8 protein-coding genes are annotated in these 13,400 nt (G+C 45.0%); all 8 read left to right on the top strand.

Annotated elements, in window-relative coordinates; all coding sequences use genetic code 11:
- The first annotated feature begins 153 nt into the window (after positions 1-153).
- The 8 genes from ampD (at position 154) to AACX68_RS03785 (ending at position 13,378) form a co-directional block, all read left to right on the top strand.
- On the top strand, positions 154-705 hold the full coding sequence (gene ampD, locus AACX68_RS03750; RefSeq protein ID WP_228858393.1) for a 1,6-anhydro-N-acetylmuramyl-L-alanine amidase AmpD: 552 nt from the start codon (positions 154-156) through the stop codon (positions 703-705).
- Positions 702-1,556 (top strand): beta-lactamase regulator AmpE, encoded by an 855-nt coding sequence (gene ampE, locus AACX68_RS03755; RefSeq protein WP_228858394.1) that lies wholly within the window; start codon positions 702-704, stop codon positions 1,554-1,556. Before ampD ends, ampE begins: the two co-directional genes overlap by 4 nt.
- A 1,080-nt stretch (positions 1,557-2,636) precedes the next feature.
- Positions 2,637-3,401 carry a pyruvate dehydrogenase complex transcriptional repressor PdhR gene (gene pdhR, locus AACX68_RS03760; RefSeq protein ID WP_228858395.1) on the top strand — a complete coding sequence of 255 codons (765 nt, stop codon included), beginning with the start codon at positions 2,637-2,639 and terminating at the stop codon, positions 3,399-3,401.
- A gap of 240 nt (positions 3,402-3,641) precedes the next feature.
- On the top strand, positions 3,642-6,305 hold the full coding sequence (aceE, locus tag AACX68_RS03765) for a pyruvate dehydrogenase (acetyl-transferring), homodimeric type (RefSeq protein ID WP_099125297.1): 2,664 nt from the start codon (positions 3,642-3,644) through the stop codon (positions 6,303-6,305).
- A 13-nt stretch (positions 6,306-6,318) separates the two neighbouring features.
- Positions 6,319-8,184, top strand: coding sequence for a pyruvate dehydrogenase complex dihydrolipoyllysine-residue acetyltransferase (gene aceF / locus AACX68_RS03770; protein WP_228858396.1), 1,866 nt, complete (start codon positions 6,319-6,321; stop codon positions 8,182-8,184).
- Positions 8,185-8,386: 202 nt separating this feature from the next.
- The gene (gene lpdA / locus AACX68_RS03775; protein ID WP_099121379.1) at positions 8,387-9,814 is read left to right on the top strand and encodes a dihydrolipoyl dehydrogenase; all 1,428 of its coding nucleotides are present in this window, start codon (positions 8,387-8,389) and stop codon (positions 9,812-9,814) included.
- A gap of 430 nt (positions 9,815-10,244) precedes the next feature.
- Positions 10,245-12,842: a bifunctional aconitate hydratase 2/2-methylisocitrate dehydratase gene (acnB, locus tag AACX68_RS03780; RefSeq protein ID WP_228858397.1), complete on the top strand. Its 2,598-nt coding sequence runs from the start codon at positions 10,245-10,247 to the stop codon at positions 12,840-12,842.
- 164 nt (positions 12,843-13,006) lie between these two features.
- A complete protein-coding gene (locus tag AACX68_RS03785) occupies positions 13,007-13,378 on the top strand; it encodes a YacL family protein (RefSeq protein ID WP_228858398.1) in 372 nt (123 codons plus the stop codon).
- Positions 13,379-13,400 lie beyond the last annotated feature (22 nt).

A 13,400-nucleotide genomic window follows, 5' to 3' on the forward strand; every position in this document is an offset into this window, starting at 1 on the left:
TTTATACCAGGAAGTTTTCGAGCTTGCTCGCAAATGAAAATATGAACAAAAATACTCCTCGATTGAAAAACCCAACCTGTTACACTTTGGCTGCATCTTGAAATTCATAGGGTATATACTCAATAGGTTTTGAAAGATGGAGGAATCTAGGGTATGAGGTTGCATGAAGGGTGGATTGTTGATGCCAGAAAGGTGATTTCACCGCATTATGATCTGCGTCCAGCAGGGGAAATCCCATCATTATTGGTTATACATAACATTAGTTTACCGCCCGGTAAGTTTGGCGGGCCGTATATTGATCAGCTATTTATGGGGACGTTAGATCCGAATGAAGCCCCTTTCTTTCAGGAAATAAAAGGATTAAGGGTTTCTGCGCACTGTTTGATTCGTCGTGATGGTGAAGTTGTGCAATATGTTCCTTTCGACAAAAGAGCCTGGCATGCAGGGGTTTCCTGTTATTGTGAGCGGGAAACGTGCAATGATTTTTCAATAGGCATTGAGTTAGAAGGTACAGATTACGAGCCATTTACTGAAATTCAGTACACTAAGCTGGCTGAGGTGACTGAGTTACTTATCAGTCATTATCCTGATATCCGTAATAATATTACAGGTCACAGTGATATTGCTCCGGGCAGGAAAACTGACCCAGGGCCTTATTTTTACTGGGAACAGTATCGGCAGCTATTAAAGGAGCGAGTTGGATGACTCTCTTTATTCTATTGTTAATACTGGCATGGGAACGCATTTTTAAGATGGGAGATCACTGGCAGTTAGAACATTATCTGTCTCCTTTTTTTGCCAGAGTAAAAGTATATTCACTGTGGGTCAGTTTAGTGATGGCATTTGTGGTTGCTTTTTTGACCTGGAAAATTATTGATGTACTGAGTGTTATTGCTTTTGGTATCCCTGCGATCCTGTTATGCATCATGATTAGCTTGTTATGTATTGGTGCCGGCTCTTTGCGCCATAGTTATCGTGAATATCTCCGTTCTGTACGCACTGGTGATTTAGAGCAACAGAATATTCATCTTACAAATTTACTCATAAGGCAACAGAACCCGGCTGAGATGACAAAAGATGATCGATTGCGTGAAATACAGAACGCATTGATCTGGATAAATTTCCGCTATTATCTTGCCCCGATTTTCTGGTTAGTTGTTATGGGCGAGTTTGGTCCGGCCATTTTAATGGGATATTGTTTCCTGAGAGCTTATCAAAGATGGTTGGTGCAATGCAGAACTTCTGTGCAGCGTGCGCAATCCGGGGTTGATGCGCTATTAAATTGTTTGGATTGGGTACCAGCACGTTTGGCGGGTATTGCTTATGCTTTGCTAGGGCATGGGGAAAAAGCGTTACCGGCCTGGATTGCATCACTGAGTGATTTGCGGACATCACAATATAAAGTGGTCAGTCAATTGGCTCAATTTGCATTGAGCAAGGAACCTCATTTAGATCTTTTGAATAGCCCCCTTGCTGCAGTAAAAATTGCGAAAAAAGCAACATTTACCATTGTGATTATTGTCGCACTGTTGACGATTTATGGGGCGCTAGCATAAAAAAATCCCGCCTGTGTCTATATGTGACATCTGGCGGGAATTACTTTAAAAGGATTTTTATACCGTTCATTTTTTCAGGTTGTAGCTTCCGGCTAGTGATACTGCTAATGGGCATCATTGACCCCAGTTAGACAACTTGAAATATGTTGGTATATATCAAATTAGCCTGAGTATACCCTTAATCTTTAGAGTAACTTCTGCGTTGGCTGGTTTTTCAGTTAGATATACATAGTTCGCTATGTTACTGATAACCGACTCTATTTGCATTTGCCGACGTGACTCAACTCGAAATCTATTGGGTATATATTCATCCTGAAACGTTAGAATATTCCCTGAGTTGGCACTTAAATTAACCACTTAAGAAATGTCCATAATATTTTTGTTATTCCTGAAGGGAGGGGTATTGTATTTAACGTGTTTTATATGTGTTTTTGACTACTTGTTACTGCCACTGCATTGGTTTGCCACTGCTATCTTGTCTACAACTGTAATAAAACGATTCAGTATGAAATCTGCACGGTAGATTGGTTACACAGTAAAATATTTAATATATTTTTGTGATTAACTATTTTAAATTAAGTTCTGTTAATAACTTAATAATGGTGCTGTCATGATAAGTAACAAGCACTATAACGCTTAATTTTTCACTATATTGTGTAAGTTAAATAGTAATGTATAAATTTAAATAACAAATAAACAAAAGAATCAATATATTAAATAAATTATAACAATGACTAATGAATTTAATCTGTATCTTTACCACTCCTACCTGTTTTACTGACTAAAAATCCCATTTGGTTATAATTTTCTGATAAAAATTAAAATAATTTGTTAAAATTTGCAGGTTTTTATGATTTAGCCCAAGGTCTTTATAGACAGCTAGTGAATACTTTGTTACTTTATGGCCTGTATTCTAAATTGGTATTACCAATTGACTAAATCCCGGCTAAGCGAGGTTAATTGAATGAGGTCGATCAACTGAAGGTTAGTCTGAATACTCTGTTAAACAGGGTATAGGGGTATAGTTCAACCATAAATTGTTCAAAGTAACACTTACTTACTGAATGGCTTACAGCAGATATGGCTTATAGCAAAATTCGCCAACCAAAGTTATCAGATGTGATTGAGCAGCGTCTGGAAAACCTCATTCTCGAGGGCTCGTTGCGCCCCGGGGAAAAGCTGCCGCCTGAGCGTGAGCTGGCGAAGCAGTTTGAGGTATCACGTCCTTCATTGCGCGAAGCCATTCAAAAACTAGAAGCCAAAGGGTTTCTTTTCCGTCGTCAGGGTGGAGGAACTTTTGTACAGAATAATCTCTGGCAAAGTTTCAGTGACCCGCTCGCCCAACTTATTGCAGAGAATCAGGAATCACAATTTGATCTCCTCGAAGCACGTCATGCGCTGGAAGGTATCGCAGCTTATTATGCGGCGCTCAGAGGAACAGATGAAGATTTTAAACGCATTAAGGAAAGCCATCTCGCGATTCAGGAAGCACAGCAAAGCGGGAATATTGGTGCGGAATCTGATGCAGTTCTGCAATATCAACTTATTGTCACAGAAGCAGCACATAATGTGGTTTTGCTGCATTTACTGCGTTGTATGATCCCGATGCTGGAACAAAATATCCGGCGCAATTTCGAGTTCATTTATACCCGTAAAGAAATGCTGGCGGCAGTGAGTGACCATAGGGCAGCGATTTTTCACGCGATAATGGCGAAAGAACCGGAAAAAGCCCGTGAAGCTTCGCATCGTCATTTGTCTTTCATTGAAGAAGTTTTATTGGATCTGACTCGTGAGCATACTCGTCGTGAGCGCTCACAGAGACGGCTCCAACAACATCAGGAATAAGAGCCTATCCTCCGGGGCGTCATGGATTAAAACAACTCCCAAATGGGGTAGGACCTAAATTGACTGTGCAGATCCTGGCTGCTGCGTCTGTACAGTCGTTATGCTCTTTTTGAAGAGTTTTAGCGGCAACATATAGCAGGGCCTATCTTCCGGTCATGACTGACTGAATGTCAAAGGGTATGACCAGAAGATAGGCTCCAAAACAACCATTAGAAATAGATAACAGATAAGGAACACACCATGTCAGATATTTTGAAAAATGACGTGGATCCGATCGAAACTCGCGACTGGTTACAGGCGATCGAATCGGTCATCCGTGAAGAAGGTGTTGAACGCGCTCAATTCCTGATTGATCAGGTTTTGAACGAAGCACGTAAAGGTGGTGTTAGTGTAGCAGCTGGTACTGCAAGCCGTGATTACATCAACACTATTCCGGTTGAGGATGAGCCGGCTTACCCTGGTAATCTGGATTTGGAGCGCCGTATTCGTTCTGCAATTCGCTGGAATGCCATCATGACTGTTCTGCGTGCATCCAAGAAAGATTTGGAGCTGGGCGGTCACATGGCTTCATTCCAGTCTTCCGCTACTGTTTATGAAGTTTGCTTTAACCATTTCTTCCGCGCTCGTAATGATAATGATGGCGGCGACTTGGTTTACTTCCAGGGCCACATTTCTCCGGGCGTTTATGCTCGTGCATTCCTTGAAGGTCGCCTGACTGAAGAGCAGATGAACAACTTCCGTCAGGAAATCGGTGGTAACGGTCTGTCTTCTTATCCGCACCCTAAACTGATGCCTGACTTCTGGCAGTTCCCGACTGTTTCAATGGGTCTGGGCCCAATCTCTGCAATTTATCAGGCTAAATTCCTGAAGTATCTGGAAAACCGTGGTCTGAAAGATACGTCTAAACAAACCGTTTATGCTTTCCTGGGCGACGGTGAGATGGATGAGCCAGAATCCAAAGGTGCGATCACTATCGCAACCCGTGAAAAACTGGACAACCTGGTATTTATCATCAACTGTAACTTACAGCGTCTGGATGGCCCAGTAACTGGTAACGGTAAAATTGTTAATGAACTGGAAGGCATCTTCGCAGGCGCTGGCTGGCAGGTACTGAAAGTCCTGTGGGGCGAGCGTTGGGATGCACTGCTGCGTAAAGATACCAGCGGTAAACTGGTTCAGCTGATGAACGAAACTCTGGACGGCGACTATCAGACATTCAAGTCTAAAGATGGTGCTTATGTCCGTAAACACTTCTTCGGTCGTTACCCAGAAACTGCGGAATTGGTCAAAGATATGACTGATGACGAGATTTGGGCTCTGAACCGTGGTGGTCATGATCCTAAGAAAGTTTACGCTGCACTGAATAAAGCGCAGGAAACGAAAGGCCAACCAACTGTAATCCTGGCTCAGACCGTTAAAGGTTACGGCATGGGTGATACCGCTGAAGGTAAAAACATTGCTCATCAGGTTAAGAAAATGAACATGGAAGGCGTTCGCCAGTTCCGTGATCGTTTCAATGTGCCTGCATCTGATGAGCAAGTTGAAAACCTGCAATACGTGACTTTCGACAAAGACTCAGAAGAAGCTAAATATCTGCATGAGCGTCGTAATGCACTGGGTGGTTACCTGCCAAGCCGTCGTGTTAACTTCGACGACAAACTGGAAATCCCGGCACTGGAAGAGTTCAACTCTCTGCTGGAAGAGCAATCCAAAGAAATTTCTACCACTATCGCTTTCGTTCGTGCCCTGAACGTAATGCTGAAGAACAAGTCTATCAAAGATCGTCTGGTTCCAATCATTGCTGACGAAGCGCGTACTTTCGGTATGGAAGGTCTGTTCCGTCAGATCGGTATCTACAGCCCGAATGGTCAGCAGTATACCCCGCAGGACCGTGAGCAGGTTGCATACTATAAAGAAGACGCTAAAGGTCAGATCCTGCAGGAAGGTATCAACGAACTGGGTGCGGCATCATCTTGGCTGGCGGCTGCAACTTCTTACAGCACCAATAACCTGCCGATGATCCCGTTCTACATCTACTACTCCATGTTCGGATTCCAGCGTATTGGTGATTTGTGCTGGGCTGCTGGTGATCAGCAGGCTCGCGGCTTCCTGGTTGGTGGTACTTCCGGTCGTACGACTCTGAACGGTGAAGGTCTGCAACACGAAGATGGTCATAGCCATATTCAGTCTCTGACTATTCCTAACTGTATCTCTTATGATCCAGCGTTCGCTTATGAAGTGGCTGTTATCATGCATGACGGTCTGGAGCGTATGTATGGTGAGAAACAAGAAAACATCTACTACTACATCACCACTCTGAACGAAAACTACCACATGCCAGCAATGCCGGAAGGTGCTGAAGAAGGTATCCGTAAAGGTATCTATAAACTGGAAAGCATGGAAGGCGCGAAAGGTAAAGTTCAGTTGTTGGGCTCCGGTTCTATCCTGCGTCACGTTCGTGAAGCAGCTAAGATCCTGTCTGACGAGTACGGTGTTGCTTCTGACGTTTATAGCGTAACTTCCTTCACTGAACTGGCTCGTGATGGTCAGGATTGTGAGCGTTGGAACATGCTGCACCCATCAGAAGAACCACGCGTTCCTTATATCGCTCAGATCATGAACGAAGCACCAGCAGTTGCTTCTACCGATTACATGAAGCTGTTTGCTGAGCAGGTTCGTAACTTTGTACCAGCAAGCGAATTCCGCGTACTGGGTACTGACGGCTTCGGTCGTTCTGACAGCCGTGAAAACCTGCGTCACCACTTTGAAGTTGATGCTTCTTACGTGGTTGTTGCTGCTCTGGGTGAATTGGCTAAACGTGGCGAAGTTGATGTGAAAGTGGTTGAAGAAGCCATCAAAAAATACAGCATCAACCCAGAAAAAGTTAACCCACGTCTGGCATAAGAGGTAAAGATTAATGTCTATCGAAATTAACGTGCCTGATATTGGTGCAGATGAAGTTGAAGTTACCGAGATTCTGGTGAAAGTTGGTGACACAGTAGAAGTAGAACAGTCACTGATCACTGTTGAAGGTGACAAGGCTTCTATGGAAGTTCCTTCTCCACAGGCGGGTGTGGTTAAAGAGATCAAAGTTACAGTTGGTGACAAAGTTGAAACCGGCAAACTGATTATGATCTTTGAATCCGCAACTGGTGCAGCAGAAGCAGCACCTGTACAGCAGGAAGCAGCTCCGGCAGCAGCGCCTGTTGCAGCTGAAAGCAAAGAAGTTACTGTACCGGATATCGGTGGTGATGAAGTTGAAGTTACCGAAATCATGGTAAAAGTCGGTGATACCATCACTGAAGAGCAATCTCTGCTGACTGTTGAAGGTGACAAGGCTTCTATGGAAGTGCCTGCGCCATTCTCAGGTACTGTGAAAGAGATCAAAATTGCGGTTGGCGATAAAGTGAAAACCGGCTCTCTGATCATGGTATTTGAAGTCGCGGGTTCTGGTGCAGCGCCAGCTCCGGCAGCAGCTCCTGCTCCAGCAGCAGCGCCTGCGGCATCTGCGGCAAAAGAAGTTAATGTACCGGATATCGGTGGTGATGAAGTTGAAGTTACCGAAATCATGGTTAAAGTGGGTGACACCATTGCTGAAGAGCAGTCACTGATCACTGTTGAAGGTGACAAGGCTTCCATGGAAGTGCCTGCGCCATTCGCAGGTACTGTGAAAGAGATCAAAATCGCGGTTGGTGATAAAGTAAAAACTGGCTCTCTGATCATGGTATTTGAAGTTGCAGGCGCAGCACCTGTGGCAGCACCTACAGCGGCTCCGGCTCCTGCGGCTGCACCGGCGAAAGCAGCACCAGCTCCGGCTGCGGCTAAGCCAGCAGAAGGCAAAAATGAGTTTGCAGAAAATGACGCCTACGTTCATGCAACTCCGGTTATTCGCCGTCTGGCTCGTGAATTCGGTGTAAACCTTGCTAAAGTTAAAGGTACTGGTCGTAAAGGTCGTATCCTGCGCGAAGACGTTCAGGCTTATGTGAAAGATGCGATCAAGCGCGCTGAAGCGGCACCAGCGGCTGCGGGCGGTGGCTTACCTGGTATGCTGCCTTGGCCGAAAGTTGATTTCAGCAAGTTTGGTGAAATCGAAGAAGTTGAAATGAGCCGTATCCAGAAAATCTCCGGTGCAAACCTGAGCCGTAACTGGGTAATGATCCCTCACGTTAACCTGTTCGATGAAGCGGATATCACTGAAGTTGAAGAATTCCGTAAACAGCAAAACAAAGAAGCAGAGAAGAAACAGCTGGGTGTGAAAATCACTCCGCTGGTATTCGTCATGAAAGCGGCTGCGAAAGCACTGGAAGCAATGCCTCGCTTTAACAGCTCTATCTCTGAAGATGGCCAAAAGCTGATCCTGAAAAAATACGTCAACATCGGTATTGCGGTTGATACACCTAACGGTCTGGTTGTTCCTGTATTCAAAGATGTTAACAAAAAAGGCATCATGGAACTGTCAAGAGAACTGGCGGAAGTATCTAAGAAAGCTCGTGCTGGTAAACTGACTGCTTCCGACATGCAGGGCGGCTGCTTCACCATTTCCAGCCTGGGTGGTATCGGTACAACCGGCTTTGCACCAATCGTGAACGCGCCAGAAGTTGCGATTATGGGTCTGTCCCGTTCTTCTATGAAGCCGGTCTGGAATGGCAAGGAATTCGTTCCTCGTCTGATCCTGCCTATGTCTCTGTCTTTCGACCACCGTGTGATCGATGGAGCTGATGGTGCTCGTTTCATCACTTATATTAATCAGTTGATGAGCGATATTCGCCGTCTGGTGATGTAATGCAAAGGCCGGTGAATAGCCGGCCTAATAATTACGACAGTGATGGAAATTTTATACTTGTATCTGACAGGTTGAGATTTCCGTCACGTTAACGCGCTTTTCAGGTTATTTACAATTCTGTAAACTGCTCGCGGTGTGTACGTCCCGGTGGAATATGGTTTTTTTTCGTCTGACCCGCCGGACAAACAATTAAGAGGTCATGATGAGTACTGAAATTAAAGCCCAGGTAGTGGTGCTTGGAGCAGGCCCAGCAGGGTATTCTGCTGCTTTTCGTTGTGCAGACTTAGGTTTGGATACCGTTCTGGTTGAGCGCTACTCTACTCTGGGTGGTGTTTGCCTTAACGTTGGTTGTATCCCATCTAAAGCATTGCTTCACGTTGCTAAAGTAATTGAAGAAGCAAAAGCGCTGGCACAACACGGTATCGTGTTTGGTGAGCCACAAACTGATATCGATAAAATCCGTCTCTGGAAAGAAAAAGTTATTTCCCAGTTGACAGGTGGTCTGGGTGGCATGGCTAAGGGCCGTAAAGTTAACGTTGTTAACGGTGTTGGTAAATTCACAGGTGCTAACACTCTGGTAGTTGAAGGCGAGAATGGCGCAACAACGATTAATTTTGATAATGCCATTATTGCAGCGGGTTCACGCCCAATTCAGCTGCCATTCATTCCGCATGATGACCCTCGCGTATGGGATTCTACTGATGCGCTGGAGCTGAAAACAGTTCCGGAACGCATGCTGGTTATGGGCGGCGGTATCATCGGTCTGGAAATGGGCACTGTTTATCACGCTCTGGGTTCTCAGATTGACGTGGTTGAAATGTTCGATCAGGTTATCCCTGCTGCGGACAAAGACGTTGTTAAAGTATTCACTAAGCGTATCAGCAAGAAATTCAATCTGATGCTGGAAACCAAAGTGACTGCTGTAGAAGCCAAAGAAGATGGTATCTACGTGACAATGGAAGGTAAAAAAGCACCGGCAGAACCTCAGCGTTATGACGCGGTTCTGGTTGCTATCGGCCGTGTACCAAACGGTAAACTGATCGATGCTGGTCAGGCAGGTGTTGCTGTTGATGAGCGTGGCTTTATCAATGTTGATAAGCAAATGCGTACTAACGTACCTCATATCTTCGCTATCGGTGACATCGTTGGTCAGCCAATGCTGGCACACAAAGGTGTTCATGAAGGCCATGTTGCTGCTGAAGTTATCTCCGGTAAGAAACATTATTTCGATCCAAAAGTGATCCCATCCATTGCTTACACCGAGCCAGAAGTTGCATGGGTTGGTCTGACTGAGAAAGAAGCGAAAGAGAAAGGCATCAGTTACGAAACTGCAACTTTCCCATGGGCTGCTTCCGGTCGTGCAATCGCATCTGATTGTTCAGATGGTATGACTAAACTGATTTTCGATAAAGAAAGTAACCGTATCATCGGTGGCGCTATTGTTGGTACTAACGGTGGCGAACTGCTGGGTGAAATCGGTCTGGCTATCGAGATGGGTTGTGATGCAGAAGATATCGCTCTGACTGTTCACGCTCACCCGACTCTGTACGAATCAATCGGTATGGCTGCTGAAATGTACGAAGGCAGCATCACTGACTTGCCAAACCCTAAGGCAAAGAAAAAGAAATAATGCATTAGATTTTGCGTTATTTTTGCAGTGAATATAGGCGGCTTCTATTATAGGAGCCGTTTCTTATTTATTTTGTTGTTAATTAGCTCTTGCATGGAGAGTCTGCTGTTTTCCTCATCTAATTATTTTCATAAATATAAATAGAGATAAGAGGTTTTCAGGACAAAACATCAACAAATAGTATTTAAATCTTAAATACACGCTTTATGCACCTCTATCCAGAACTTTACTGCACTCCAATGTTGATTTTATGTGAATGAATTAACATGCCATTCAAATTTTGGTATGCTAATTGCCCGAAGCTCGGCATAATTTTGATGTTATGTGAGCAAATCCTCTGACCTGGCATCCCTAATGGTCATTTCATGGTGATCGTTACCGGGTGCAGACAGCCGGGCATATAAAAGACAATGAGAGCGAGGAGTTAGTCGTGCTAGAAGAATACCGTAGGCACGTAGCCGAACGTGCCGAGCAAGGCATCGTCCCTAAGCCATTAGACGCAGCTCAAGCAGCCGCGCTGGTCGAATTACTGAAGAACCCACCTCAAGGTGAAGAAGATTTCCTGCTAGATCTGTTGACGAACCGAGTTCCCCCCGGTGTTGATGAAGCTGCTTATGTAAAAGCGGGCTTTCTTGCTGCAATCTCGAAGAGTGAAACGACTTCACCACTTATTACACCGGAAAAAGCGATTGAATTATTGGGAACCATGCAGGGTGGGTACAATATCCATGCTCTGATTGACGCTCTCGATGATGAAAAACTGGCACCCATTGCCGCTAAGGCTCTGTCTCACACTTTACTGATGTTCGACAGTTTCTATGATGTGGAAGAAAAAGCGAAAGCAGGTAATCCACATGCCAAACAAATTATCCAGTCATGGGCAGATGCAGAATGGTTCCTGCAACGTCCGGCACTGGCTGAGAAAATTACTGCTACGGTCTTCAAGGTCACTGGTGAAACTAATACGGATGATCTTTCTCCTGCACCAGATGCGTGGTCACGCCCCGATATTCCATTACATGCGTTAGCAATGCTGAAAAATTCCCGTGAAGGTATCGTGCCTGATCAGGCTGGCGTTGTTGGCCCAATCAAGCAAATTGAAGAACTCAATGAAAAAGGTCATCCTCTGGCCTATGTAGGGGATGTTGTGGGAACCGGTTCTTCCCGTAAATCTGCTACAAACTCTGTTTTGTGGTTTATGGGGGAAGATATCCCGTTTGTGCCGAATAAACGTGGCGGCGGCGTTGTATTGGGTGGAAAAATTGCTCCAATCTTCTTCAACACGATGGAAGATGCTGGCGCATTGCCGGTTGAAGTTGATGTATCCCGACTGAATATGGGAGATGTAATTGATATCTACCCATATAAAGGTGAGATCCGCCTTCATGATACCAATGAAGTATTGTCAACTTTTGAACTGAAAACAGATGTACTGATTGATGAAGTACGTGCCGGAGGCCGAATTCCATTAATTATAGGTCGTGGCCTGACAACCAAAGCCCGCGAATCTTTAGGGTTACCATACAGTGATGTTTTCCGTCAGGCAAAAACTGTTGAGAAAAGTAACCGCGGTTTCACACTGGCGCAGAAAATGGTTGGCCGTGCCTGTGGTACTACCGGGATCCGTCCGGGAGAATATTGTGAACCGAAGATGACCTCTGTTGGTTCGCAGGATACAACCGGGCCAATGACCCGTGATGAGTTGAAAGATTTGGCCTGTCTGGGCTTCTCCGCGGATCTGGTCATGCAGTCATTCTGCCATACTGCTGCTTATCCAAAACCTGTTGATGTGACGACCCATCATACATTACCTGACTTCATCATGAACCGTGGCGGCGTATCTCTGCGCCCGGGTGATGGCATTATCCATTCATGGCTGAATCGTATGTTACTGCCGGATACCGTAGGTACAGGCGGTGACTCTCACACCCGTTTCCCTATTGGTATTTCTTTCCCTGCGGGTTCTGGTTTGGTTGCATTTGCAGCGGCAACGGGAGTTATGCCGTTGGACATGCCGGAATCTGTATTAGTGCGTTTTAAAGGGAAAATGCAACCGGGTATCACTTTGCGTGATCTGGTTCATGCCATTCCTTACTATGCGATCCAGCAAGGTTTATTAACCGTAGAGAAAAAAGGTAAGAAAAATATTTTCTCTGGCCGTATTCTGGAAATTGAAGGTTTGCCAGAACTCAAAGTTGAGCAGGCATTTGAACTGGCAGATGCATCTGCCGAACGTTCTGCTGCGGGCTGTACGATAAAACTGGATAAGTCACCGATTATTGAATACCTGCAATCCAACATTATTCTGTTGAAATGGATGATTGCAGAAGGTTACGGCGATCGCCGGACGCTGGAACGCCGTATTATTGGTATGGAAAACTGGCTGAAAGATCCTCAGTTACTCGAGGCGGATACAGATGCAGAATATGCCGCAGTGATTGAGATTGATCTGGCTGAGATCAAAGAGCCTATTTTGTGTGCACCCAATGATCCGGATGATGCCCGCTTGTTATCAGATGTTGCTAACAGCAAAATCGATGAAGTGTTTATCGGCTCCTGTATGACAAACATTGGTCACTTCCGTGCTGCCGGTAAGTTACTCGATCAGCATAAAGGTCAGTTACCAACTCGTCTGTGGGTTGCTCCGCCAACTAAAATGGATGCGGCTCAATTGACCGAAGAAGGCTATTACAGTGTCTTTGGTAAGAGTGGGGCGCGTATCGAAATTCCGGGTTGTTCATTGTGTATGGGTAACCAGGCCCGGGTTGCTGATGGTGCTACGGTGGTTTCTACTTCAACACGTAACTTCCCGAACCGTTTAGGTGCAGGAGCTAATGTTTATCTTGCATCTGCGGAACTGGCGGCTGTGGCTTCATTACTGGGGCGTCTGCCAACGCCGGAAGAGTATCTGCAATTCATGGAGAAAGTTGATGAAACCGCAGCAGATACTTACCGCTACCTCAATTTTGATCAGTTGAACGAGTATACTGAAAAAGCGGATGATGTTATCTTCCAAACTGCCGTATAAAAAAGTATATTGCTGAATGAATAAGGGAGGCACATGCCTCCCTTTTTTGTGCCTGATTTTTGCGGCAGATTTTGTGTCAGTTTGTGGGCTGGCTCTGAGGTGGGAGCATCGGAAATGTTTAAAATCCGGATGTGATTGAGATAAGTAAAATGTGGAGGTATGTGATGGAATATGAATTTATGCAGGATATCACTGGTCAGGTTACAGCTCGTTTTTCAATGGATCATGAAGCTATTGGCCATTGGCTTAATGAGGAGGTGAAAGACGATTTGAGCATATTAGAGAAAATAACCTCAGCGCTGATAGAAATAAAAGGCAGTGCACGCCAGTGGCAATTGAACGGTCATGAATACACACTGTTAATGAATGAAGAAGAAATCATGATAAGAGCCAATCAACTCCAGTTTGATACTGAAGAAATGGAAGAGGGAATGAGTTACTACGATAACGAAAGTCTGGCATTTTGCGGTACAGATGATTTTATCGATATGCTGGCAAATTATAGAGATTTTGTTTTGCAAAAAAATAAAGGGTAAGTGGTTATGTTCAATCCATGCT

Origin of the sequence: Xenorhabdus sp. PB61.4 (assembly GCF_963894935.1) — a bacterium.
In the GTDB taxonomy this organism is placed as follows: domain Bacteria; phylum Pseudomonadota; class Gammaproteobacteria; order Enterobacterales; family Enterobacteriaceae; genus Xenorhabdus; species Xenorhabdus stockiae.

Excerpts from the sequence above, each read along its gene's own strand:
- ampD (WP_228858393.1), top strand. The coding sequence starts at position 154 with ATGAGGTTGCATGAAGGGTGGATTGTTGATGCCAGAAAGGTGATTTCA.
- ampE (WP_228858394.1), top strand. The coding sequence starts at position 702 with ATGACTCTCTTTATTCTATTGTTAATACTGGCATGGGAACGCATTTTT.
- pdhR (WP_228858395.1), top strand. The coding sequence starts at position 2,637 with ATGGCTTATAGCAAAATTCGCCAACCAAAGTTATCAGATGTGATTGAG.
- aceE (WP_099125297.1), top strand. The coding sequence starts at position 3,642 with ATGTCAGATATTTTGAAAAATGACGTGGATCCGATCGAAACTCGCGAC.
- aceF (WP_228858396.1), top strand. The coding sequence starts at position 6,319 with ATGTCTATCGAAATTAACGTGCCTGATATTGGTGCAGATGAAGTTGAA.
- lpdA (WP_099121379.1), top strand. The coding sequence starts at position 8,387 with ATGAGTACTGAAATTAAAGCCCAGGTAGTGGTGCTTGGAGCAGGCCCA.
- AACX68_RS03785 (WP_228858398.1), top strand. The coding sequence starts at position 13,007 with ATGGAATATGAATTTATGCAGGATATCACTGGTCAGGTTACAGCTCGT.